The organism is Hydrogenovibrio sp., assembly GCF_965140365.1.
In the GTDB taxonomy this organism is placed as follows: domain Bacteria; phylum Pseudomonadota; class Gammaproteobacteria; order Thiomicrospirales; family Thiomicrospiraceae; genus Hydrogenovibrio.
Genome location: NZ_OZ223196.1, coordinates 2,503,820 through 2,527,552, shown reverse-complemented (window position 1 = coordinate 2,527,552; position 23,733 = coordinate 2,503,820). Strand labels below are relative to the sequence as shown.

At 51.1% G+C, this 23,733-nt stretch carries 20 protein-coding genes; 6 read left to right on the top strand and 14 right to left on the bottom strand.

The genetic code is table 11. The features are described 5' to 3' along the window. Positions 1 to 379: 379 nt before the first annotated feature. Complete coding sequence (locus tag AC0KH7_RS11935) at positions 380 to 2,683, top strand: methyl-accepting chemotaxis protein (protein ID WP_472373686.1); 2,304 nt, start codon at positions 380 to 382, stop codon at positions 2,681 to 2,683. Between the two features lie 166 nt (positions 2,684 to 2,849). Then, positions 2,850 to 5,684 carry a sensor domain-containing protein gene (locus tag AC0KH7_RS11930; protein WP_472373685.1) on the top strand — a complete coding sequence of 945 codons (2,835 nt, stop codon included), beginning with the start codon at positions 2,850 to 2,852 and terminating at the stop codon, positions 5,682 to 5,684. A 55-nt stretch (positions 5,685 to 5,739) separates the two neighbouring features. Here the strand turns inward: AC0KH7_RS11930 and AC0KH7_RS11925 are convergent, their stop codons facing one another. After that, a complete protein-coding gene (locus tag AC0KH7_RS11925; protein ID WP_472373684.1) occupies positions 5,740 to 6,177 on the bottom strand; it encodes a GNAT family N-acetyltransferase in 438 nt (145 codons plus the stop codon). Here AC0KH7_RS11925 and AC0KH7_RS11920 point away from each other — a divergent pair. Continuing rightward, positions 6,177 to 6,830, top strand: a complete 654-nt coding sequence (locus AC0KH7_RS11920) for a tRNA-uridine aminocarboxypropyltransferase (RefSeq protein ID WP_472373683.1) — start codon at positions 6,177 to 6,179, stop codon at positions 6,828 to 6,830. The genes AC0KH7_RS11925 and AC0KH7_RS11920 overlap by 1 nt on opposite strands. A gap of 20 nt (positions 6,831 to 6,850) precedes the next feature. Here AC0KH7_RS11920 and AC0KH7_RS11915 read toward each other — a convergent pair whose 3' ends face one another. The 12 genes from AC0KH7_RS11915 to AC0KH7_RS11860 all read right to left on the bottom strand — a co-directional run bounded on the left by AC0KH7_RS11915 (position 6,851) and on the right by AC0KH7_RS11860 (position 20,502). After that, positions 6,851 to 8,077, bottom strand: coding sequence for a TsoY family (seleno)protein (locus AC0KH7_RS11915; RefSeq protein ID WP_472373682.1), 1,227 nt, complete (start codon positions 8,075 to 8,077; stop codon positions 6,851 to 6,853). Positions 8,078 to 8,229: 152 nt separating this feature from the next. Further along, positions 8,230 to 9,546, bottom strand: a complete 1,317-nt coding sequence (locus AC0KH7_RS11910) for an MFS transporter (RefSeq protein WP_472373681.1) — start codon at positions 9,544 to 9,546, stop codon at positions 8,230 to 8,232. A gap of 57 nt (positions 9,547 to 9,603) precedes the next feature. After that, positions 9,604 to 10,320, bottom strand: coding sequence for a VIT1/CCC1 transporter family protein (locus tag AC0KH7_RS11905; protein WP_472373679.1), 717 nt, complete (start codon positions 10,318 to 10,320; stop codon positions 9,604 to 9,606). Positions 10,321 to 10,342: 22 nt separating this feature from the next. Next, positions 10,343 to 10,555 carry a LapA family protein gene (locus AC0KH7_RS11900; RefSeq protein ID WP_472373677.1) on the bottom strand — a complete coding sequence of 71 codons (213 nt, stop codon included), beginning with the start codon at positions 10,553 to 10,555 and terminating at the stop codon, positions 10,343 to 10,345. 51 nt (positions 10,556 to 10,606) lie between these two features. Next, the gene (locus AC0KH7_RS11895) at positions 10,607 to 12,010 is read right to left on the bottom strand and encodes an MBL fold metallo-hydrolase RNA specificity domain-containing protein (protein ID WP_472373676.1); all 1,404 of its coding nucleotides are present in this window, start codon (positions 12,008 to 12,010) and stop codon (positions 10,607 to 10,609) included. 71 nt (positions 12,011 to 12,081) lie between these two features. Then, positions 12,082 to 12,714, bottom strand: a complete 633-nt coding sequence (locus AC0KH7_RS11890; RefSeq protein WP_472373675.1) for a LysE family translocator — start codon at positions 12,712 to 12,714, stop codon at positions 12,082 to 12,084. Positions 12,715 to 12,767: 53 nt separating this feature from the next. Further along, positions 12,768 to 14,027, bottom strand: a complete 1,260-nt coding sequence (locus tag AC0KH7_RS11885; protein ID WP_472373673.1) for a diguanylate cyclase — start codon at positions 14,025 to 14,027, stop codon at positions 12,768 to 12,770. Positions 14,028 to 14,119: 92 nt separating this feature from the next. Then, entirely contained in the window at positions 14,120 to 15,253 is a 1,134-nt protein-coding gene (locus tag AC0KH7_RS11880; protein WP_472373671.1) for a polysaccharide deacetylase family protein, read from the bottom strand. A 152-nt stretch (positions 15,254 to 15,405) separates the two neighbouring features. After that, complete coding sequence (locus tag AC0KH7_RS11875; protein ID WP_472373669.1) at positions 15,406 to 16,527, bottom strand: ABC transporter permease; 1,122 nt, start codon at positions 16,525 to 16,527, stop codon at positions 15,406 to 15,408. Further along, a complete protein-coding gene (locus tag AC0KH7_RS11870; RefSeq protein WP_472356517.1) occupies positions 16,527 to 17,666 on the bottom strand; it encodes an ABC transporter permease in 1,140 nt (379 codons plus the stop codon). Before AC0KH7_RS11870 ends, AC0KH7_RS11875 begins: the two co-directional genes overlap by 1 nt. Beyond that, positions 17,663 to 19,453, bottom strand: a complete 1,791-nt coding sequence (locus tag AC0KH7_RS11865; RefSeq protein ID WP_472373668.1) for an ATP-binding cassette domain-containing protein — start codon at positions 19,451 to 19,453, stop codon at positions 17,663 to 17,665. The genes AC0KH7_RS11870 and AC0KH7_RS11865 overlap by 4 nt, the downstream gene beginning before the upstream one ends. Positions 19,454 to 19,458: 5 nt before the next feature. Next, a complete protein-coding gene (locus AC0KH7_RS11860; RefSeq protein ID WP_029939255.1) occupies positions 19,459 to 20,502 on the bottom strand; it encodes an HlyD family efflux transporter periplasmic adaptor subunit in 1,044 nt (347 codons plus the stop codon). 225 nt (positions 20,503 to 20,727) lie between these two features. Here AC0KH7_RS11860 and tsaC point away from each other — a divergent pair, with 225 nt between their 5' ends. Then, the gene (tsaC, locus tag AC0KH7_RS11855; protein ID WP_472373667.1) at positions 20,728 to 21,285 is read left to right on the top strand and encodes an L-threonylcarbamoyladenylate synthase type 1 TsaC; all 558 of its coding nucleotides are present in this window, start codon (positions 20,728 to 20,730) and stop codon (positions 21,283 to 21,285) included. Between the two features lie 15 nt (positions 21,286 to 21,300). Here tsaC and AC0KH7_RS11850 read toward each other — a convergent pair whose 3' ends face one another. Further along, positions 21,301 to 22,170, bottom strand: coding sequence for a M48 family metallopeptidase (locus AC0KH7_RS11850; protein WP_472373666.1), 870 nt, complete (start codon positions 22,168 to 22,170; stop codon positions 21,301 to 21,303). Positions 22,171 to 22,271: 101 nt separating this feature from the next. Here AC0KH7_RS11850 and hemF point away from each other — a divergent pair, with 101 nt between their 5' ends. Further along, the gene (gene hemF, locus AC0KH7_RS11845; protein ID WP_472373665.1) at positions 22,272 to 23,240 is read left to right on the top strand and encodes an oxygen-dependent coproporphyrinogen oxidase; all 969 of its coding nucleotides are present in this window, start codon (positions 22,272 to 22,274) and stop codon (positions 23,238 to 23,240) included. A 2-nt stretch (positions 23,241 to 23,242) separates the two neighbouring features. Beyond that, on the top strand, positions 23,243 to 23,617 hold the full coding sequence (locus AC0KH7_RS11840; protein ID WP_472373664.1) for an RNA-binding S4 domain-containing protein: 375 nt from the start codon (positions 23,243 to 23,245) through the stop codon (positions 23,615 to 23,617). The last annotated feature ends 116 nt before the right edge of the window (positions 23,618 to 23,733 follow it).

Sequence of the window (23,733 nt, the reverse complement as noted above, 5' to 3'; positions counted from 1 at the left end):
TTAGTCCTATTTCGTCGCCGACTATTTTATGCCTTATGCCGATATAACTTAAAGGATTTCCATATGCTTTACCTAAAGCGCAATTTTTTTCCTGCATAAACTTAAAGAAGAAAGGCAAAATTAAAGTGACAATAATTTTTTATTTTCATAGAGTTAGTGTATTTTTTTGTAAAAAATATCAGGTTTTAAGCTTAGTGAGAGGTGATATTGTTTAGGTTCATCTATAATGTCAAGCTTAATTTAATACTAGAGGCCTTTGTTTGATACAACGTCTGATTGATAATACAGGCTGTTTTTCGTTTTATTTTTGAAGAGGCTTGTATCTTTTTAGTGTCGATTGGTTTTCTATGGTGTACTTTTTGAGTGAGCGTGTCCAGAAATGAATTCTTCCCATGGTCGAACGACCCTTCAAAACATTGGCCTATTTTTTATTGTGCTGTTGTTGGTCTATATTGCCGGTTTCGCGGTATTTTCGCATTTTAAAACCCAATCGAATCAAGCCCTCGGCGAGTTAAAGCAGGCGATTAACGATAAAGTCGCTTTGTTTGAAGACATTCAGCTTCAAATGGGTTATGGTCAGTTTATCCATAATTTCAAAAACTTAGTGATTCGCGGTGAACGTGATTATCGTTCCAGCAGCTATTCCCAGCAGTTGCAAACCAACTTGGAGAAAATCCGATCCGATATCGAGGCATATCGACGTTTTCCGGATTTGCAACCGCCGGAAACCAACGGTTTGAAAGCCATCGAAACCACAGTTGAGCAATATCAGAAAATGGCCGACAAGGTGCGTGAACTCAAAAGGAGGGGGTTGAGCGTTGAAGCGATTGACCAGCAAATCGTGGTGGACGACCGTCCGGCGATGCAGGCGTTGCAGGTCTGGTCAAAATTCCTGAAAGCCAATGCCGCCCAGCGTATTTCGGCCTTACACTCCGAAGCCGACCGAAATGAATTGATGGAGCTGGCAACGATTTTTGGCATTTCTTTATTGTTGATTGGTTTCGCATTTGAAGGGTTGGTGCGCCGTGCGCTGGTTCAGCCGGTCGGACAGATTAATCGGCAATTGGAAAGTCTGTGTGGCGATGACGGCCATTTGAATCTCGATATTCAGGTTTGTGAAAAAGGCGCACGCGAAACCCGCCGGCTGGGTCAATACATCAACGGCATGCTGCAGATGATTCAAAATGAAATGACCAAAGTGAATGCGGTTAAAACGGTGGTGGATCAAAGTTCATCCAATATTATGTTGGCGGATCAGGATTTGGTCATTACCTACATGAATAAATCGATTGTCGATACCTTGAAAAAAGTGGAAAAGGACATTCAAAAGATGTTGCCGCACTTTTCCACCGAAGAGCTGGTGGGGCAAAATATTGATGTGTTCCACGTGAATCCATCACACCAGCGCAAATTGTTAGCGGAGTTGACCGATACTTATGTGGCGAAATTGACATTGGGCGAATTGCATCTCGACATTATTGTCACCCCGATCTGGGGTGCGGATGATGAACGTACCGGGTTCGTGACCGAGTGGAAAGATATCACCGAAACCGTCAAGCTGGAAAAGATGCAGGAAGCCGTGGAACAAAACCTGAAAACCATGGTGGAAAAAGCCGCCAAAGGCCACATCGGCGCGCAAATTGATGTTTCGGCGCTGGACGGTTTTATCCGTGACCTAGGTGAGCAAATTAACACCATGTCCAATGCCATTCATGTCGCCAATAAAAAAATCTCCGATGTGATCGTTCACCTTTCCAAAGGCGATTTAACACCACGGGTGGAAGGCGACTACGAAGCCGATCTGGGTGCCATGCAGGCCGCCATTAATCAATCGTTGGATAATTTGTCGTTGATAATGGCACAAGTGAACGTTTCCGTTCGGGAAATTGCCGAAGACATACAAGCCACCACAGAGCGTAACACCAACGTATCGTCACGTTTGCAGGAACAGGCGGCGTCTATTGAAGAAACCGCCGCGACCATGGAAGAGATGACGGCCGCCGTGCGTAACAACGCCCAAAACGCGCAGCAAGCCAATGATTTGACCGTTCAAGCCAGCGATAAAATGGCCGAAGGGGCACACATCATGCAACAGACCATTCAAGCCATGCAGGGCATTAAAGCGTCCAGCGATAAAATCGAACAGATTATCGGCCTGATTGACTCCATTGCATTCCAGACAAACTTGCTGGCTTTGAATGCGGCGGTGGAAGCCGCTCGCGCCGGAGATCATGGCCGTGGGTTTGCGGTGGTGGCCGGTGAAGTCCGTAATCTGGCCGGTAAGTCGGCGGATGCCGCGCGGGAAATCAAAACCTTGATTGAACAGTCGGTTTCGCAAGTGGAAAACGGTACGCAACTGGCCGAACAGTCCGGTGCGTCTTTGGATGAAATTAACTTGTCCATTCGTCAGGTGACGGAACGGGTCAGTGAAATCGCCACGTCTTCCTTACAGCAATCGCAAGGGATTGAGCAGTTAAACCAAACCATTGTCTCATTGGACCGCAACACGCAGGAAAATGCCCAATTGGTCGAGTTGTCCGCCAACAGTGCAGAATTGATTGCCGGGCGCGCCCAAGAGTTGGTGAACCGGATGCATCAATTCACCATTGCCGGGCCTTTCATGCAACAGGCGGAAACCGAATTGAAAATTCATCACTCGGATAAGACGGCGGACAAAGACTAGCCAACGCTGGACGTTTCCGCCAAAGTTTCGCATAATGAAGCGACATAAAAGAAACCCGTTACGTAAAGCGTAGGGTCGGGTGGATATATGGGAAGATTTGTAGCGCTTTCTAAAACAGATTTAGCGCCCGCCAACTTAAGGTTTGGACGTTTTAAGGTTCCGTTGGATGAGTGATTATCGCGACAGTGTGACGCTTGAGCAGTATGAAGAATGCCTAGGCGATAAAAGTTTCTTCTTTGCGCACAATCCGGAAGGCATTTTTACTTATGTCAGCCCCTCCATTACCAAAGTCCTCGGATATGCTCCGGAGGATTTCTTAGCCCACTACACTCAGTTTCTGACCGATAACCCCAAAAACGGTTTGGTGCAATCCAATACCGATATCGCTTTGGCGGGCGGCAAAGTGCCGGCCTATACTGTGGAAAGTTACCATTGTGACGGTGGCACTCGTTGGCTGCAGGTTCAAGAGTTTGGCGTCTGTAACGATCAAAATGAGATTGTTGCCGTACATGGGTTAGCGACCGACATCACCACCCACAAGCAGGCGCTAAAACAATTGGAACTGCAGACTCAGCGTTTCCAGCGAGCCGAAAGCATGGCAAAGGTGGGTAGCTGGGAATTGAATCTCAGTACCCAGGACTTGTACTGGTCTCAGGAAGTGTATCGAATTTTTGAGTTGGATCCGGCGCAGACCAAGCCGTCGTATGAGTTGCTTTTGGCGTTGACGCATCCGGCGGATCGCGAGAAGCTTAATAACGCCTATCACCATTCACTGGAAACCCGAAAGCCTTATCGGGTAGAACATCGTTTATTGATGCCGGATGGTCGCATCAAGTATGTACTCGAAGAAGGGGTGTCCGATTTCGATACCGACAATCGGGCTTTGATGTCGAGCGGCACGGTGCAGGATATTACCGCCTATCACATGGCAAAACAGCAATTGCTGGAAAAACAGGCGCTGTTAAAAGAAGCCGAAACCATTGCCCAGATTGGTTCCTGGGAATACGAAATTGCGTCGGAAAAGATTATTCTGTCGGATGGCTGTTATGCCATTCTCGGGTTGTTACCGGGTATGGATGTCGTCTATGAAGATTTCATCGCGCTGGTGCATGAGGAAGACCGCGAAATCGTTGAAGCCGGGTTCGACCGTAATTTGGAGTCCGACGAAGAACAGATTTCCGTGTATCGTATCGTCCGGGCGTCCGGGGAAACCCGTTATATCGAACAACGCGGCATCACTCGTTATGCGGAGGAGCATTCGCCAGCTCGTATTGTTGGAACTTTGCAAGACATTACCAACCAATATATGGCGCAACAGGCCCTGGAAAAACAGAAAACCTTGTTGCGTTCCGTGATTAATGCCACCAGTGATTTGATTTTTATCAAGGATGCGTTGGGGGTTTATCAAGGTTGTAACCTGGCTTTTGAACGTTTTACCGGTGAAGTTGAAGCCGACATTGTCGGAAAAACCGATTACGAATTGTTCGATTGGGAAGTGGCCGACGCTTTCCGTCAGCAGGATTACGCCATGTTCGACAGTGGCCAGGCTCGGCAGAACGAAGAATGGTTGACCTACCCGGATGGCGCAGAAACGCTGGTGGATACACTGAAGACGCCGTTTTACGGCGAAGACGGCAATGTGTATGGCTTGGTCGGCGTCAGTCGAGACATCACGGCGCGCAAAAAGGCCGAAGAAAGACTGTATTATCTGGCGCATCACGACGACTTGACCGGTCTGGCGAACCGACACTTGTTTACCAGCCTGTTGGATCAGGCGATTGCCCACAGTGACCGTCATCACGAAAAACTGGCGATTTTGTTTATTGATTTGGACCACTTCAAGCAAATCAACGATTCGTTGGGGCACCAAATCGGTGACCAGGTATTGGAGCAGGTGGGTAAACAACTGCAAACCACCGGCCGGAAATCCGACACCATTGCTCGTTTAGGAGGCGATGAGTTTGCGTTTTTGATTCGGGATTTGAAACGCTCTGAAGATGCCCAAATCGTGGCACAAAAGGTACTGAAAGCCCTGGAACAACCGTTTCTGGTGGAAAGCCACAAGTTGTATATCGGCGCCAGTATCGGCATCAGCATTTACCCTGATAATGGCAAAACGTCCGATATCATACTGCGCAACGCCGATGCGGCCATGTATCGTGCCAAAGATAATGACCGCAATACCTACGCCTTTTACACCGACGAACTCACCCAGATCGCTTTCCAGCATATTCAGCTTGAATCCGAATTACGGCGCGCTTTGCATGAAAACGAGTTTGAGGTGTATTACCAACCCAAGTACGAATGTCAAAGTAAACGCATTGTCGGGTCCGAAGCCTTGATTCGTTGGCGGCACCCTACACGTGGTTTGTTGCTGCCCGGCCAATTCATTGCCGAGGCCGAAAAAACCGATTTGATTATTGAGCTTGGGGAATGGGTGTTACGCCAAGCCTGCCGTCAAAATGCCCAATGGCACCGAATGGGTTTGAAATCCGGACGAGTGGCGGTGAATGTTTCCGGCCGTCAAATCACCAAACACGACCTCAGTGCCACCGTACAGCGGGTGTTGCAGGAAACCGACTGCAAACCCAATTGGTTGGAGCTGGAAATCATTGAGCGCTTTGTAATGAATTCTCCGGAGCAAACCTTGCAGGTGTTGGACGAAATTCATGGCAGCGGTGTGGCCTTTGCGATTGATGATTTCGGGATTGAATATTCATCGCTGTCGTATCTCAAGCAGATGCCGTTGAACACCTTGAAAATCGATTTATCCTTTATTCGTGACATTCCGGAAGACAAAGATGATATGGCGATTGTCGAAGCGATGTTGGCGTTGGCGAAAAGCTTTAATCTCATCGCTGTGGCCGAAGGTGTGGAACGGGAAGAGCAGTTGGACTTCCTACGGGCTTCCGGGGCCGACCGTTTCCAGGGCTTTTTATTGAGCCGCCCCATGCCGGCTTCCGAGTTTGAAGCCTTATTGAAAACCCACCCCACGCTTTAATCGGCCGACCAAGTCATTCTAAAAAACACCAGGCCTGGTGATTTCCCATTCTGATTCAACGGCGGTATTGATAAGCCTGCAATGCGGATTTGCTTTGTTGGTAGTTCGCCAATCGGGTTTGGAGTGACACCGGCAGTTGAGCGGCCATAATGGGTTGAAAACCCAACCGATGGTAAAATGCGTCGAGATTGGGCAAGGCAAAAGCGTAAAGCGTACCGCCGGTGTTGGTTTGAAGCGCCTGAATCAAACGATGACCATAACCATGCCGGCGTTGCTCGGGGTGGATGAACAGGCCACGTAACCACCAGGCCGGGTCACATTCCGTTGTTTCGGCCGCCGGAACCAGGCGCGCAACACCGATGAGGCGACCGTCAAGCTCCGCCAGCCAGACATGATCCCTCTGTAAGGGTTGGCTGAGGCGATGTTGTTTGTGAAAATGCTTCAGGCGCGCTTGATGTATCGCATCGGCTTTAACACAGTGAAGAGAAGACATTGACCATACCATCCGAAAAAAGAACCTATTGTTCACGTTGTGGCTTACCGTCGCGCAGTTGCATTTGCGACTGCGTTCGTCCAGTTTCACACCGCTTGGGTCTGGGTATTTTACAGCATCCCACCGAACAGCATCAGGCCAAAGGTACGGCCCGGTTGGCGAACTTATGTTTACAGGATTGTCGGATTTGGGTGGGTGAATCGGTTGAGGCTTTGCCAGATTTTCAAACCTGGTTGCAGGCGAAACCGACCTATTTGTTGTTTCCCGTTCAGGAAAATAATGGAGCGGGCGATGAAGTGGACATAACGGTCAACAAGGTGTTTGCGGCAGATTTGTCGGATATCTCTGTGGCGTCAATGCAAGTGCTGCTATTGGATGGCACCTGGCGTAAGGCCTATAAACTGTTGCAGACCAACCCGGCATTGCAGGCGTTACCGCGTTTGCAGTTGAGCGGTGACTGGTCGTCTTCTTACGCCATTCGAAAAGCACCCAATGCGCAGAGTTTATCGACGTTGGAAGCCATTCATGCGGTGTTGTGTGAGCTGGAAGGGGAACCCTCCCAGTTTGAAGACTTGCGCTTGGCGTTGGCCGATTTTGTGGCGCAACGTCAAGCGTTTGTGAACGAAAGAGACGTTTCCGCCAGGCCTGGCTAAAAGCTGGGCCTGGGTTGCGATTAGGATTTCAATACTCGAGAAACTTCTTCCGTTTGCCAAGACTGAATATTATTACGCAAGACCATTCGGTATAACAGCAGTCCAACGCCTAGCAACGTCAAAGTCGCCAAGAACAACTCCAGCACCCAGGCGACATTCCATACCAGACCGTACTTCGCAATAATGCCGGCTTTAGCGGCCGTGCCGGTAAACATCGCCGTCATCACATAACTGGAAACCAACATACAAATTTGCCCCAGCGAAAACAGATAGTTTTTAGACGCCGTCAAAAGGTGATTGAAGAATCCGGAGCGCCATAAGGCTAATAAAGTGATAGCGACCAATGGCAGGATAATTCCCATTCCCCAAGTCAGGCTGTTTTTGAAAGCAATGGAAAATTCACCGAAATTATGGCCGTAGTTCAGGTAATTTCGAAGCAGGATGATTTGCCAAACATTGACGGCCGTAATGGCGGTGGCCAGGTTGATTTGGTGACCCCAGACGCGTGTACGGGTTTGTTCATCTTGCGGGCGCATCCAAAGGTGTTGAAAAGCGTGCTTCAAAGCCGGTAATTTGCTGAAAAAGCTGTAAACGGACAGTGCTAAAAAGGTTAAAGACGCGCCCATGGAAAGGGTAGCGACGGTGGCATTTTCGGTAAAAGCCCCCGGCCCGGCCAGGTTTAAGCCCATAAAACCGATGGCAAACGGCACCACCATCGAATATTGTTCAGGGTTATCGGCCGACCGACGAATCTGACGATACCAAACGTATTGCCCAAATGCCATCAGTGCAATCACCAAATCCAAGCCCAGCCAAAACGGCCAGAGAATGTCATCCTGCTTGGTATTCAGTCCGAAAAACATCACCGCACCGAAAGCACCGACATTCATATACATCGCCAGAGATAAGGGCAATCCAAACCAGCCGGCGGTTTCCATGACGTTTTTGTCTGACAATCGGTGTGCACCAGCCCGTAAAAATTGTACCGATTTAAACAAAAATAACGGAATCAACAGACTGGTGGCGATGAACAAGCTCCAGAAAAGCGTCCAATCCATTAGCAGTAAATAGCCGATGAAGCCCTGCGTTTGAGCGTAACTGTAAAGTTGTGCGTAATCGGGCAACATGGCACCCGGGTGCGGAACATAGGTTTTGAGAATGAACATGGTCATAATCGCTAAGCCGCCAAGGGTTAAAGGCAGCAGCCAGTGGCGCGGGTGCCATTTTTGCAAATGAAGCGAAGACATAACGGTGACTCCTTAAAGTAAAAAATAACCAAAACTTGATATAGATTAAGTTAATCTGGCTATAAAAAATACTTTAAATGAGCATGAGTCACACTATGTTCAATATTTCTTAAGTGTTTTTACGTGTTCAGTATGTAAAGGATAAGCCTGTGTTAATCGCTGACTTCCGGTAAACGGGCTATCCAAAAGGCTGCCAGCACGGCGACGATACTCAAGACCAAAATCACCACTTGAATCGATAGGATGTCGGCCAACAAACCGATGGCCCCGCCCGCCAGCATTGCCAGGCCGATCAGCGTGTTGCTCAAGGCGACATAAGTGGCGCGATTGTCAGCATTGGCCAAGTCCACCAGGTACACCTTTCGCCCTAAACGCACACCGCTGTGAAACACCGTCAACAGCAGGAAAAAACCGGCATGCACCAACGGGTTCGACAGCCAGTGATTGTCGCTTTCCACCAAAGCGAACAGCACTATACCCAATAGACCCGCCGACAGTGACGCTAATAGCATCACCAATCGGCTGGAGCGGTCACCCAGTTTTCCCCATACCGGCGCGCTGATGGCACCGGCGATGCCGCTGGCAATAATCAACATCCCCAGGCCGCTGAGGTCGTTTTCACTGTACTGCTGAGCGAGCAATACATAAAACGGTGGTGCGAGCGCCGTACTCAGCAATAAGGCCCGACCGATGACGTATTGGCGGAAAGGCCGGTCGGTTTTCAACAAAGCAAAGCTTTTAAAGGCGGTGGCGAAGGCGTTCCCGCCGCCTTCCGTGGCACCGGGATGCTCTTCAATCTGCGCAAACACCACAAAAGCGATAACCCAGAGAATCGCGCCTATCCACAACAAACCGGCCAGCAAATCCGATGATGGGTTTCGGGTGAAAAACTCGATATACACCCCGATGCCTAAGGTGGCGACCCCGGCGATTCCCGAGCTGATGCCCATCAGATTGCCGCGCCGTCCTTTGGAAATGGTTTTGCCCAACACGTCTTTGGCGGAAACGGAGCAGAGACCGCGTGCCAAGCTGAAGACCACCAATGACAGAATAACCGCCCACCCGGCCGCAACACCGCTGACCGAACCGGCGGTTAACGCCATGACTGCTAGCGCCACGGCCGATAAGGCCGCCCCCAGTAACCAGACGCCTTTTCGCACCGGCAGATGGCGCACGGCGGCGGCCACAAACAATTGCGGTAACAGTACACTGGCTTCGCGAATCGGCACCAGAAAACCGGTGAACACCGCCGGGGTGCCTAACGTGCCCAGCAACCAAGGTAAGGTCAGTTTGGCGCTGGCGAGCTCATCGGCGATTTTACCGAGGAAGTTGGCGATGAGATAAGCGAAAAAATTTTTCGGTTGATGGTGACAGGCTGAATCGGGGATGTCTTTGCAAACCCGGGCGTCTTCTTCGTTATTAATGAGGTCGTAAGCTTTATCAAGCCGGGATTTAGCGTGTTGTGTCATGGTGTCGTGAAACGGTCTTTAAAGGTTAAAAACCCCCAGGCCTGGGGGTTTATGGGATTAGTGGATATTAAACATCAGGCCGACATAGGTGGTGAGTGCCATCGCCAAAAAGCCCCAGGAAGCCATACGCAGGGCACCTTTCAACATAGGCGCACCGCCGGTTTTGGCGGCGATGGCACCGAGCAGGGCTAATAACGCTAATGAAGTGGCGGCCACAATCACGCCGAGGTTTTCCATGGGCAGTAAGGCCACCAATAACACCGGAATGGCGGCACCGGACACAAACGAAGCCGCTGAAGCGAATGCGGCTTGCATCGGCCGGGCGCTATGAACTTCCGACAGTCCGAGTTCGTCTTTGGCGTGGGCAGCCAGCGCATCGTGTTCCATTAATTCGTTAGCGACTTGTATGGCGGTGGCTTCACTGACGCCACGTTGGCGGTAAATTAACGCCAGTTCGGCGTGCTCGACTTCCCAGTTTTCTTCGAGCATGATGCGCTCTTTTTCCAAATCGGCCTTTTCGGTGTCGGCTTGCGAACTCACTGAAACGTATTCCCCCGCGGCCATGGATAAAGCACCGGCCACCAAAGCCGCCACCGCCACCAGCAAAATATGTTCTCTATCCACGCCGGAGGCAATGACGCCCACCAGTAAACTGACGACGGAGATAATACCGTCATTGGCACCGAGTACGGCGGCTCGTAACCAACCCATGCGATGACTGAAGTGTTCTTTGGTCAGATGGTGTTCGAGCATTTCGGGGGTGAATTCGGCCATGCGGGTTCCTTGTCTGATAGGGTTATGGTTGAGTTGTGGTGTGGCGATGTTGGGCAAAAATCAACCCGATGACAAACCCGATGCCGATCATTACGGCCACCAGCACGGCTCTGGGCACACTCAGACTCCAGATCAGGAATTTGACTTCCACCGTGACCAGATTTTGCAAAATGAAAAGAACGGAAAAGGCGATCAAAGCCCAGGATAGAATCGATTTAAAGGTGAGTTTTTGCATATTGATTTCCTATATTGGGTTCCTGTATTGAGTTGAGATTCAATTCAAATCCTAAATCCAGACTTCTTCGGCGTATTCCACGATGTGCACCGGTTTGCGGTGGTGGAATTTTTCTTCGATGGCCGCTTTGAAAATTTCCTGTTTGTCGCGTTCGCCGTGAATCAAAAAGATTTTATCCAGCTGGCGGAAATGCGCCATCCAATCTAACAATTCATCCTGATCGGCGTGGGCGGAAAAGCCGTTGATCATATGGATTTTCGCGCGGACTTTGATTTTTTCCCGGTAAATGCGAATCTCCTCGGCACCGTCCACCAGCAAACGCCCCAAGGTGCCGACGGCTTGATAGCCGACAAACAGCACGGCGTTGCGCGAGTTCCACAAACGGTGTTTGAAGTGATGCAAAATGCGTCCACCGGTGCACATGCCACTGCCGGCGATGATAATACAACCGCTTTCTTCGTCATTGATGCGCATGGAATCGCTGCCTTTAATCGAATATTCCAAATAAGGGAAATCGAAGACCGAATCGCCTTTCGCATGAAGGGCTTCGGCGGCTTCATTCAGATCGGTGTGATATTGGTTGTATATTTCGGTCGCGCGAATGGCCATTGGCGAGTCGAGATAGACTTTGCAGGTGGGCAATTCATTGTCGTAATACATTTGTTTCAGTAATAACAGGATTTCCTGCGAGCGTTCAATGGCAAATGACGGAATCAACACATTGCCTTGGTTCATCAAGGTGTTGACGATGGCCTGCTTGAATTCGGAAACGCTGCCTTCCAGCGGACGGTGATTGCGGTCGCCATAGGTGGATTCGATGTAGAGTGCATCGGCTTGTTCAACGTAAGCCGGCGGCGGCATGGCAATGTCTTTCTGATTGCCCAAGTCGCCGGAAAACACCACGGTTTTCGGTTGATCATCTTCCTGAAAGTCGATTTGAATGCTGGCGGAGCCAAGAATGTGACCGGCATTGCGGAAGGTGGCGGAGACGCCTTGGGTTAATTTCGCCGGTTGGTCGTATTCGGCGTATTGAACGCTTAAGTCGAACACCGCCTGGACATCGTCCATAGTGTAGAGCGGCGGGTGCACCTTGTCTTCCTCGCCGCGACGCTGGGCTTTTTTCAGGTCGGTTTTATAGTCTTCACGCATGATTTTTGCGCTGTCCATTAAGATGACTTGCATGAGGTCATAGGTGGCGCGTAGGCAGACGATGCGGCCGCTGAAACCTTCATTGACCAGTTTGGGGATGCGTCCGACGTGGTCGAGGTGCGCATGAGTGAGCAGCAGCAGGTCGATGTCGGCTGGGTTGAATCCGAAATCGTTATTCGCCTGTTTGGCGGAACGCCCTTGAAACATTCCGCAATCCACAAGTATTTGCGGGCCTTGTTTCAGTTGTAAATAATGACAGGAGCCAGTAACGGTTTCGGCGGCCCCAAAAGATTGAATCGGTGTCATAGCGCACCCCTCGAATGGTAATCGGTCAAAGAAAGACAATTTCATTTTACAGGAATTACGTAAAAAAGCGCTTAAGAATATGATTGCGTCAGATCAAAAAACAGCTTCAAACCTAGTAGAGCCAGTATTCCGGCGGTAATGAGGTGCAAGCGCCGTTGCGCCAAATCGGATTGATTGAGGATTTTCAGGGTGCCGGCAAACAGCGCAATACTGCCGAATATAAACAAAGTGGCGAGAATGGCGATGGCACCGAGCACCAGTATTTGCAACGTGACGTCGTCGGTGTCGTGAGAGACGAATTGCGGCAGGAAAGCCAAAAAGAAAAGGGTGACTTTCGGGTTGGTGATGTTCATCAAAACTCCGCGGCGATAGAGTTGCCCCGCACGGAGTTTGGGTAGCTGCTGGCTGACATGGCAGTTGGCCGCCCGGTAGCTCTGCCAGGCCAGGTAAAGCAGGTAAGCGGCCCCGATGGCCTGGAGGCTGGTAAACAACCAGGGCGAGGTTTTGAGTACCAGTGCCAGCCCAAGTGCGACGGCTAAAGTGTGGCCGATCAAGCCGGTGCAAAGCCCTAGAGTCACCCAAACGCCGGCCGTTTTGCTGTGAACGGCCGATTGCATGAGCACAAACAGGTTGTCCGGCCCCGGCGATAGCGCGAGCAGCATCATTAACCCGGTGAAGGGGAGCAGAGTGTCAAGTTCGGGCATTGTGAAGCACCCTAGCGAAAATCACCAGGCCTGGCGGTTTTGGGCAAAACACCTTAAGTCTCTTTGGCGTAAATGGTCACCCGGTTACGCCCGGCGTGCTTGGAATCGTACAGGGCGGTGTCGGCCAGGTGGATGACTTCGGAGGTGGTTTCACCGTGTTCAATGGTGGCCAAACCGATGCTGACGGTCAGAGGTTGCTTGACCGGAAAATCATGTGTTTCGATTTTTTGACGGCATTCTTCCGCCAGTAAAACCGCTTGGTGGGCATCTATTTCTTCCAGAATGACGATGAACTCTTCGCCACCCCATCGGCCGATGTGACTTTTCTCGCTAAAGGTGTTGGTCAGGCAGTGTGCCATGTCTTTAAGCACTAAATCGCCGGTGTGATGGCCGTAAGAGTCGTTGATGCTTTTGAAAAAGTCGATGTCGATAAACAGGATGGTATATCGATATTGCTCTTCTTCATAACGGGTCTGTAAGGTTTCCAGAATGCGCTCGATCTTGAGTCGATTATGCAGTTGGGTCAAAGCATCCGTGGTGGATAAGTGTTCCAATATCCGGTTTTTTTCCAGTAGGTCGGATTGCGTTTGGGTCAGGCGCTGGGTACGGTTTTCCACTTCCTTTTCCAGGGTGTCGTTTGCGGCTTTCAGGCGCAGGTTGACGAGATGGAATCGGCGGGCCAATAGATAAGCGAAGAAAAAACTGACCAGAACCAGTAAGGTTGCCACCAGTACAATCTTCTGCATGGTTTGGTCGATGTTACGACGCGATTGTGAGATGAGCTTTTGGGTTTGCTTTGCTTGAAATTGTGAGAAATCTTCGATGTTTTGTCCGAAAGCGTCCAGCTGTTGCATGCCTTGATTGGCTAACAGTTTTTTGCCTTGTTCAACGTGTCCAGACAGCGCCAATTGAGCCACTTCGTTTTGCAAGGGTTCGGCTTGATTCGCGAGTGACTTTAAATTTTGATACCAATCATTTTCGGTGTTGTCGATGATTTTCGCCAATTGATCCCGATATTTAATAAAGTTCGAGCCGTCTTGATAAAACGCCATCCTGGCGGCATCTTTGGCAAAGGCATCGTCCAGCAACAGCATTAAGCTGAGGTTGATATTACGCTTCTGGCCGTAGAGTTGTAGATTGAGGAGGTTGTCCAATTTTTGATACTGGGTATTGACCACATGGGCGGCTTCATCAAGCGTTTCCGTGGTCATTTTTTTCGATACCGAAACCAATGTAAATACCAGTGCGATTACCGATACCAGAGCGATGGCAATCAGGAGGTTGTCCGCATTGAAAAATTTTTTTCGCGTCATAAGGTTATCGGAGGTTTCGGGTTCTTAAAATGATTAACAGTTCATTTTATCTTATCTACGTAAAATTAGGGTAACTTTTTGAAATAGTTAGGTTAATTTTCCTGTTGATGGCTTGGGGTCGGCTTGGGTAGGACCCAGCTGTGGCTGAACCAACGCCAACGACCGTCTCCGGTTAATTGGGTGCAGGCATAGCGGCTGCGTGGAGGCGGAATCGGATTTTCATTCCAGATTTCCAGGGTGGTGTCGTTTAACCATTGTTGCTGTAAGCGCTCGCCCTGCGGGTTGAAACATTGAATATTGCGACCGGGTGCTTCAGCAAAAAACAATTTCAAATGCGGCGGGTTTTCGCGGAGGACCGGGTCGAAAGGAACGACCTTTTTTATCGGCATGGCTACGGCATGAACCTTTTGTTTAAAGACTTCCATGTCAGCGAAGGCTTCGCTCATCGGAAAGCGCATCAAGGCGCGTAAATCGGAATGACGATTCACGGCACCGGAATTTTGCGCGATGCCGACAAACCCCATTTCTTGAACTAAGTTGGCCAGTTCTTCGGAAAATTCACCGTAAGGATAAGACAGCAATTTGGTCTGGTTGGTATCGGCCCTCAGTTCAGCTTGCAGTCGTTGTTGTGCGCCGGTGATTTCCTCGCGAACCCGTTTTCGCCAGGCCTGGTGGGATTCGTCGGAGTGGCGAATCAACGGATCGTGGGAGCGGGAATGGTTGGCGAATTCGATGCCGTCGCCCTGCACTTCGCGCATTTGCTCCCAAGTCATGCTGGAGGCATACCCTTGATCGATGGCGTCGGTATTGACGAACACCGTCATCGGCCAGCCGCGGGCTTTGAAACGGGGAATGGCTTCTTTATAGACGCTGATCCAGGCGTCGTCCACGGTAAACACCACGGTTTTGTCGGGAATCGGCGTTTGGTTTTTAAACGCCTTGACCAGTTGCGACAGTGACCAGACATGGAAATCGTTTTCCGCCAGATAATCGAGTTGTTGGTCGAATTGAGCCAAACGGATATTAGTGCTGGGGACAGAGTCTTTGCCGAAATGGTGGTAAATCAAAATCACCGCGCTGTTATCGGCGGTGGCTTTGTCAGTCGCAGCGGGCGGTGAGGATTGGGCCGGTTGATTCGGTTGCCAGACCATGAAACCAATGAAAACGGCTAAGGCCAATAACGCCAAGCCATACCAGAAAGGGTGTTTCGATGCTATCTGCGGCATAAAGTGACTCCTCCATCACGGTTTCCGTTGGGTTCAATTTTCGTCAGGCCTGGTTATTTTAGCGTGATCGTGCCTGAACACAGCCGACGTGTTTTTTTGTATCGGGTGTGGATGTGTACCGAGTGCAATCGAGTTAAAAGCAATTTACCACATTAATCGGTGCGATGTCTAAACAACCAGGCGGCCATCGACAGTGTGATTAGCGCGATGATGATCATCGGCCAGATTTGCGGCCAAAGACTGTCGAAAGACATATTCTGTAAGAAAACACCCCGTACCACGACGAGAAAGTAACGCATCGGGTCGAGATACGTCAGCCATTGGATTACGTCCGGCATATTTTCAATCGGGGTGGCAAATCCGGAAAGAATGACCGCCGGTACCATAAACATAAAGGCACCGAGCAAAGCTTGTTGCTGGGTGGTGGAGAGCGAGGAGATCATCAACCCGATGCCGATGGCCGACAGAATGAAGAAGAACAGGGCGAACTGCAACAGCAGGTAATCACCGCGGAAAGGGACATCGAACCAGAACATCGCCAATAGAATGATGATATTGCTTTCAAACAAACCGATGAGCAAACCGGGCAGGGATTTGCCGATGAGGATTTCCACCGGCAAGGCCGGGGTGACGAGCAGTTGGTCAAAGGTGCCTTCTTCACGTTCGCGTGCCACCGACAAGGCGGTGACCAGTAAGGATACCACCAGCACGATCAGCGCCACGATCCCGGGCACGAAAAACCAATTGCTTTCCAGGTTCTCGTTGAACCAGTTGCGGGGCACCAAGGAGATTGGCGGATCGGCCAAATGATGGTGTTGGGCCCAATCTTGATTGAAGGCTTCCACCACCTGAGCGACGTCGTTTTGGGCCAACAAGGCGGTGTTGGAGTTACGCCCATCGACAATCACCTGCATTTGAGTGCTGCCGGTACGCATCAGGCGTGAGGAAAAGTCACTCGGAAAACTGACCACGATCATGGCCTCTTTACGGTCGATTATCTCCGGCACTTCGCGATTACTGTGGAGGTGGGCGACGATTTCAAAGGTGTCGGAACCGGCCAGATGGCCGATGATTTCCTGCGAGACCATGCCCTGATCCTGGTTGAAGATGGCGACCGGGGCCTGTTTCAAATCGAAGGTGGCGGCGTAACCGAAGATGAATAGCTGAATCAGCGGCGGTCCGATCACCACGAAACGGGTACGTTTGTCCTGAAACAGCACACTGAATTCTTTTAGGGTCAGGGCCCAGATACGAGCCCAGGATAACCAAGCCATCAGTCCAACCTCTTATAGGATTTTTTCAAAACAATCAGCGTTAAAATCAACCCCATCAAAACCAAAGCGGCGAGGTTGGGCAGAATCACCCACAAAATGTCCCCGGCCAGAAATTCGGTTTGCAGCAGGGCGACGAAGTAGCGCGCCGGCACAATGTGCGTGACCCATTGGATGAACAACGGTGTACTGCCAATGTCGAAAATAAAGCCGGACAGCAGAAAGGCGGGTAAAAAGGTGACGAGAATGGCGATTTGTCCGGCGACGAATTGGGTTTTACCAACGGTGGAAATCAAGATACCCATCGACAATGCCACCCATAGAAACACCGCCGAACTGAGCAGCAATAACCCTAAAGAACCGCGTAACGGCACCTCGAACAGAAACAGCGCCATCACCAGACTGAGCAGCATACCGCCCATACCGAGTACGAAATAGGGAACCACTTTGCTGAATAAGAGTTCCTGAATCGACACGGGCGTGACCAACAGCGCTTCCATGGTGCCGCGTTCCCATTCACGAGCGATGACCAGTGACGTCAGAAGGGCGCCGATCAGTGTCATGATGATGGCAATCAAACCCGGTACCAGAAAGTAGCGGCTGTTCACTTCGCTGTTGAACCAGATACGGGTGAGCTGTTCCACCGGTTGGCGGAATTCAATGCCTTGCGTATCGCCGTAGGCAATCAGCCATTCCGCCCAAGTGCCTTGCACATAACCATTGATGAGGTTGGCGGTATTGGAGTCCACGCCATTGACCAGCAATTGTACGGGGGCGGAATCGCTTTGGTGGAAATCACGGGCGAAATTGCTTTTGAGAATCAACAGGGCTTGGATGTCGCCGCCTTGCATGGCATTTTGGCCGTCGGTCACGGTCAGGTAATTGCGGGTGTCGAAATATTCCGAGCGATGGAAGCGGCTGACGAAACTTTGTGATTCCGCTGAGGGCTGCTGTTGCACGACGCCGAGCTTGATGTGTTTGGCGTCGAGGTTGACACCGTAACCGAAAATCAACAACAGGATAATCGGCAGAATAAAAGCGATGCTGATGCTGCTTGGATCACGGATGATTTGCAGGAACTCTTTACGGATCAAACCGCGGATACGCATCCAACGAGCGCCTTGAGAGGTTGGATTGCTCATCCGGTGGCCTCCTGTTTCGGCGGGGTATCGGGTTTGTTTTTTTGCTGTTCGATAATATGAATAAAAGCCTCTTCCATATCGGTTTGGCCGGCCCCTTGTTTGATGTCGGCCGGCGAACCGATGGCGAGAATTTGACCGCTGGCCATAATCGCCATCCGGTCACAATATTCGGCTTCTTCCATAAAATGGGTGGTGACCATAATGGTCACCCCTTGTTCCGCCAGCGCATTGATTTTATTCCAAAAGTCGCGTCGTCCCATCGGATCGACACCGGACGTCGGTTCATCCAAAAACAAAATGTCCGGTTCGTGCATCAAGGCGCAGGCCATCGCCAAGCGTTGTTTGAACCCAAGCGGTAACTCGTGACTTCTTTGGTGCAAATAGGGCGTCAGTTCGAACATTTCGATGGCCCAGTCGATGCGTTCTTGGCGGCGTTGTCCGGTCAGTCCATAGACTTTGCTGTAAAAATTGAGGTTTTGCGCTACGGTCATGACACCGTAAAGTGAAAATTTCTGTGACATATAACCCAGCCGTGCCCGAGCTTGGGCTCGCGCTTTGCGCAGGTTGAGTCCGGCCACGTGCAAATGGCCTTCGGTGGCGGGTAACAGTCCGCACAGCATGCGGAAGGTGGTGGTTTTGCCCGCGCCGTTCGCCCCCAGCAGGCCAAATATTTCGCCGCGCTCCACTCGGAAAGACAGGTGGTCGACCGCGACGAAATCGCCGAAGCGACACACCAGTTCTTCGACATCAATGGCGGGGGTGTCACGGTTTTCGTTTTCGGCAGGGGGGTTGGATGTTTCCATTGGCTGTGCCGGTTCGGCGACCATGGCATCGTCTTGTTGGCTGAGTTGGTCAACAAATGCATCTTCAAAGCGCGGTTCGACCGGTTCGATGCGTAGGTTGGCGTCGGGACAATCCAGGGAATCGAGCAGTGTATCCGGTTTGGATTGCGGTTCGGCGGTGAGGATTCGAATCGTCTCTCCAAAAATTAAGGCGTCGCGGATACCCGCTTGGCGACTGAGTTGTTTTTTCAATTGACGTTTCGGGTAAGAAGCCTCGCTGGCGACCAGAAAGGTTCGGTTTTTAAGCGGTTCAGTGAAACTTTCCGGCCGCCCTTCCGACAGCAAACGACCTTCGTGCAGTAATTTGATGTCATGGCAACGTTCGGCTTCGTCGAGATAAGCGGTGCTGAGCAAAACACTCATGCCGTTTTCTTCCACCGCTTGATAAACAATTTGCCAAAGTTCGCGGCGTGAAACCGGGTCAACGCCGACCGTGGGTTCGTCCAATAACAATAAGTCGGGCGACTTTAACAGGGTGCAGGCCAGGCCCAATTTCTGTTTCATGCCGCCGGAAAGTTTACCGGCCAGGCGGGAACGGAAAGGGGCCATGCCACTCATATTCAGAAGTTGCTCAAATCGGGCGTCACGTTGGTTGGCCGGTAAACTTTGTAAATCGGCGTAGAGTTGGAGGTTTTCCAGTACGGTGAGGTCTTGATAAAGCCCGAATTGCTGCGGCATGTAACCGATGGCCGACTGAATGGCGAGCGGGGATTCGGCGACGTCGTGGCCGAGAACATTGATGCGTCCGGCATCCAATGTCAGCAGCCCGGCAATCAAGCGCATCAGAGTGGTTTTCCCGGCGGCATCCGCGCCGATTAGGCCGGTGACCTGGCCGGGTTCAATCTGGAAGGAGACCTCGTCCAGTGCTTGCACACGGCGATTCGGCAGTACGAACGCCTTGCTGACGTTTTCAATCGATAAGGGGGCGGCCGAATCCGTCAGCATAGCGTTTAGTTGTCCGCTTGGTTATCCGTCTGGGCGTTGCACTGTGGGTTGTTCAGCGGTGGCGTTTTCACGTTCAGGGAAACGGTGGCCGGCATGCCGAGCCGCAGTTCACTGTCGGGATCGCAGGTGAAAACGCGAACCTGATAGACCAACTGAGTGCGCAACTCTTCGGTTTGTACGGTCTTCGGAGTGAATTCCGCCGTTGGTGAGATGTAACCGATCCAGCCGGAATAGGATTTGTCGGGATAACTGTCGGTTCGCACTTGGGCCGGTTGTCCGAGCTTGAGTTGCCCGAGCGCGGTTTCGGAAACGTAGGCACGAATCCATTTCGGACTGTTGAGCGCCAGCGTCATGACGGTCTGTTGTGGTTGCGCCAGGTCACCGGGTTCCTGTACTCGATCGCGAACAATGCCGTCAATGGGGGAGAGTAATCGGGTGTCGGTGAGGTTTTTTTGGGCCAGTTTGACTTCCGCTTGGGCTTGCGCGATTTGGGCTCGCACTTGGGCGATGTCTTCGTCTCGGGCACCGAGAATGGCGACTTGCCAAGCTTCATAAGTGGCTTTTTCTTGATGACGTAAGGCCTGGGCCTTGGCTTCGGCATTGTCGACGTCCTCTTGTGACGCGAGTTTTTTGGGTAACAGTGACTTCAAGCGTTGATAGGTTTTGTAAGCCTGTTTGGCCTCACTTTGCGTGGCGAGGTAGGTGTTTTTGGCCTGAGCGATTTCTTGAGGGCGGTTGCCCGCCACGAGCTTGTCAAGATGGGCTTGTAAGGCTGCGACATTGGCTTGGGCCAGTTCCAGCTTGGCTTTATAACGTGTTTGGTCAACACACGCCAGTTCTTGGCCGGGTGTCACGTGTGTGCCTTCGGTCACTTGCATGCGTTCGATCTGCCCGCTGACCTGAAAGGCCAGGTTGACCTGGCGCAAATCGACATTGCCGTACAGGGTGAGCTGATCAGGCGATTTTGCAGCGGGCTTTTGCAGGAAATACCAGCCGGTGACTGATAAGATAACTAAAACGACGATACCCAGTAACATGCGTTTTTTCATTGTTGTCACAGCCTTTCCTCCAAGCGCCTACCGACTTTAAATGGTTTTTTCCATTGGTGTGTTACATAACGTTAACACAAAACCCCGGTTTCGGGAATGGTATTCATGCTTTGTCCAGCTTTTGGCGCGCGGGTTTTCGCCAGACCTGGGGGTTTTCGGGGGTGACCGTGTTTTTAGCCGGTGGCTTTGCTAAAATGCTTGGATTCGATAACAACAGGTGATGGCATGGCGGAAAACCGGGTGAACGCGATGGAAGCGGCCGAATGGGTTCGCAACGGCGGGGTGCTGGCTTACCCGACCGAAGCGGTGTATGGCTTGGGCTGCGATCCGTTCAATGAAAGTGCGTTTCAGCAATTATTGGCTTTAAAAGGACGGCCTCTGGAAAAAGGCGTGATTCTGATTGCTTCACGAGTGGCACAGGTGGCCGAGTTGACGGAATTGTATGAGCGCCCTTGGACAAATGAGGTACTGCAAAGCTGGCAGGAAGAAGGTGCTGTGACCTGGGTTTTACCCGCCAAAACGACGGTGCCGAGTTGGATAACCGGTGGACGCGATACGGTGGCCGTTCGGGTCACCCACCACCCTGGCGTACAGACATTATGCGATCAACTGGAAGGCCCGTTGGTCTCTACCAGTGCAAATCTGACGGGCGAAGCACCTATTCGGAGCGAAGCGGCTTGTTTGGCCGCTTTTCCAACGGTGCCGGTGTTGGCTGGCAAAGTCAGTGGCGGCAAAGCACCGTCCGAAATCTGGGATGCGCAAAGCGGTGAACGGTTGCGTTGATTTGGGCCTGTGCGGTTAAGGTTTGGGTTGCGAAACGAGTTTCGCCGGTTTGGGTGGGTGTTGTTTGGCCTGCTGATACAGCGGTTCGACCATGGCGGCGTATTTTTTCAAGTCGTCCACGCGGGTGGCATTGGACGGGTGCGTGCTGAGGAATTCCGGTGGCGCATCCTTTGAGCGTTTTTCCATTTTTTCCCAAACGGAAACGGCCGCATAAGGGTCGTATCCGGCCCGGGCCGCCAACTCTACGCCCATGCGGTCGGCTTCGGTTTCATGGGTTCGGCTGTTGGGTAGCAAGAAGGTCGTTTGCATCACCAGATTGCTGGCATCCAATGCCGGGCCTTGGATGCCTGTAAGGATACTTAAAGCCGTCAGGCCGGCTTGACTAACCATTTGTTGAGAGGCGCGTTCCCGGCTGTGTTCGCGCAAGGCATGGGCCATCTCGTGCCCCATAATGGCGGCGATTTCATCGTCGGTGAGTTGCAATTGGTCAATGATGCCGGTGTAAAACGCGATTTTCCCGCCGGGCATACACCAGGCGTTGAGCTGATCGGATTTCAGTAAATTGACTTCCCATTGCCAGTCGGGCGCATCTTCACGGTAGATTTTGGTTTGTGGAATCAAGCGGCTTGCAATGGTTCGCAAACGCTTCAATTCTTTAGGGTCGGTGTTGAGTGTATGGTTTTTTTTGGCTTCCGCCAGCACTTCTCGGTAGGCTTGATCCGCGCCTTTTTCCATTTCCGTTTCGGAAACCAATAACATTTGCTGGCGTTCAATGCCGACAGCGCCTTGTTTGGTGGTCGGTGTACTACAACTTACCAGCGTTATCAACGACAGTAACAGTAAGGCTTGCGCCCAAAAGTATTGTGTTTTCAGTCGTGTTTTCATGTGCTTTTTTCCAATCCGAGGAACGGGATATTTTAAAGAAATAGGCGGTTTTTTTCTATAAAATAACGTCCTAACTGCTCCCAACGAATCGAAGGATGTTTATGTCAGACACACAACCCAACCAAGTGAATATTGAAGTCGTTAAGAACTATCTGCTCGACCTGCAAGCCGATATTTGTCGACAGCTGGCGGCGGAAGACGGTTCCAAGGACTTCATTGTCGATCAATGGGAAAGAGAACCCGATCAGGGAGAAATGGGGTTGACGGGGGGCGGTATCAGCCGGGTGCTGGAAGGCGGCGATGTCATCGAAAAAGGCGGTGTGAATTTTTCGCATGTACGGGGCAAAACCTTGCCGGCTTCCGCCACCGCGCATCGTCCGGAATTAGCGGGGCGCTCTTTTCAGGCTTTGGGGGTGTCGCTGGTCATCCATCCGCGCAATCCGTATGTGCCGACATCCCATGCCAATGTACGTTTGTTTGTGGCGGAAAAAGAAGGTGAAGCACCGGTTTGGTGGTTTGGCGGTGGCTTTGATTTAACACCCTATTACCCGTTTGACGATGACGTACTGCATTGGCATTTACAGTCCAAAGCGGCGTGTGATCCGTTCGGCGACGACATTTATGGCAAGTATAAGGATTGGTGCGACGAGTACTTCTTCCTGAAGCACCGTAACGAAACCCGCGGTGTCGGTGGTTTGTTCTATGACGATTTGAATGAAAGCACCTTCGGTTGGGATTTCGACACCTGTTTCCGTTTTATGCAATCGGTCGGTAACCATTACATCGAGGCCTATCGTCCGATTGTGGCACGCCGTAAATCGGTGGCGTACGGTGACCGTCAACGTGATTTTCAGTTATACCGTCGTGGTCGTTATGCCGAATTCAACCTGGCCTTCGACCGTGGCACCATTTTCGGCTTGCAGACTGGCGGGCGCACGGAGTCGATTTTGATGTCGATGCCGCCGTTGGCGACTTGGAAATACGATTACCACCCAGAGCCGGGCACGGAAGAAGCCAAACTGTATGAATACCTGGCGCCGCGAGATTGGTTGAACACGGAAGGAACCTAACGGTGGAAAAAGTTCGGGTCGATAAGTGGTTGTGGGCCGCGCGGTTTTTTAAAACGCGTGGCGTAGCGCTGGACGCCGTCAAAGGCGGTAAAATCGAATTGAACGGCAGCAAGCCCAAGCCCAGTAAAACCGTGACCGAAGGTGATGTTTTGAAAATCACCCAACCGCATCGTAAGGTGGAGGTGACGGTGTTACTGGTGTCGGATAAACGTGGGGCGGCACAAGTCGCGGAAACCTTGTATCGTCTTGATCACGAAATACTGAACCAAAAAACGCCACCGCCGCAAATGGCGTTGGCCGGATATCGTGAAAGAGGCAAAGGCCGGCCAACCAAACGTGACCGTCGTAAAATCGAACAAATGTCACTTGGAGAGTAAGTTTTTTCATGTTTTTCGGGGTTTTATAACCATTAAAAAAAGAAGGCTGATATAATTTGCGCTACTTTTGAATTTCGTTAAATTCAGCTTAAAAACCGAAAAATTTGGAAAAAAAC

Bases quoted from the DNA above. Each gene is read 5' to 3' on its own strand.
- AC0KH7_RS11850 (WP_472373666.1), bottom strand. From the start codon at position 22,170: ATGAAAACACGACTGAAAACACAATACTTTTGGGCGCAAGCCTTACTG.
- AC0KH7_RS11905 (WP_472373679.1), bottom strand. From the start codon at position 10,320: ATGGCCGAATTCACCCCCGAAATGCTCGAACACCATCTGACCAAAGAA.
- tsaC (WP_472373667.1), top strand. From the start codon at position 20,728: ATGGCGGAAAACCGGGTGAACGCGATGGAAGCGGCCGAATGGGTTCGC.
- AC0KH7_RS11925 (WP_472373684.1), bottom strand. From the start codon at position 6,177: ATGTCTTCTCTTCACTGTGTTAAAGCCGATGCGATACATCAAGCGCGC.
- AC0KH7_RS11890 (WP_472373675.1), bottom strand. From the start codon at position 12,714: ATGCCCGAACTTGACACTCTGCTCCCCTTCACCGGGTTAATGATGCTG.
- AC0KH7_RS11910 (WP_472373681.1), bottom strand. From the start codon at position 9,546: ATGACACAACACGCTAAATCCCGGCTTGATAAAGCTTACGACCTCATT.
- hemF (WP_472373665.1), top strand. From the start codon at position 22,272: ATGTCAGACACACAACCCAACCAAGTGAATATTGAAGTCGTTAAGAAC.
- AC0KH7_RS11885 (WP_472373673.1), bottom strand. From the start codon at position 14,027: ATGACGCGAAAAAAATTTTTCAATGCGGACAACCTCCTGATTGCCATC.
- AC0KH7_RS11900 (WP_472373677.1), bottom strand. From the start codon at position 10,555: ATGCAAAAACTCACCTTTAAATCGATTCTATCCTGGGCTTTGATCGCC.
- AC0KH7_RS11865 (WP_472373668.1), bottom strand. From the start codon at position 19,453: ATGCTGACGGATTCGGCCGCCCCCTTATCGATTGAAAACGTCAGCAAG.
- AC0KH7_RS11870 (WP_472356517.1), bottom strand. From the start codon at position 17,666: ATGAGCAATCCAACCTCTCAAGGCGCTCGTTGGATGCGTATCCGCGGT.
- AC0KH7_RS11895 (WP_472373676.1), bottom strand. From the start codon at position 12,010: ATGACACCGATTCAATCTTTTGGGGCCGCCGAAACCGTTACTGGCTCC.
- AC0KH7_RS11860 (WP_029939255.1), bottom strand. From the start codon at position 20,502: ATGAAAAAACGCATGTTACTGGGTATCGTCGTTTTAGTTATCTTATCA.
- AC0KH7_RS11935 (WP_472373686.1), top strand. From the start codon at position 380: ATGAATTCTTCCCATGGTCGAACGACCCTTCAAAACATTGGCCTATTT.
- AC0KH7_RS11930 (WP_472373685.1), top strand. From the start codon at position 2,850: ATGAGTGATTATCGCGACAGTGTGACGCTTGAGCAGTATGAAGAATGC.
- AC0KH7_RS11875 (WP_472373669.1), bottom strand. From the start codon at position 16,527: ATGGCTTGGTTATCCTGGGCTCGTATCTGGGCCCTGACCCTAAAAGAA.
- AC0KH7_RS11915 (WP_472373682.1), bottom strand. From the start codon at position 8,077: ATGTCTTCGCTTCATTTGCAAAAATGGCACCCGCGCCACTGGCTGCTG.
- AC0KH7_RS11880 (WP_472373671.1), bottom strand. From the start codon at position 15,253: ATGCCGCAGATAGCATCGAAACACCCTTTCTGGTATGGCTTGGCGTTA.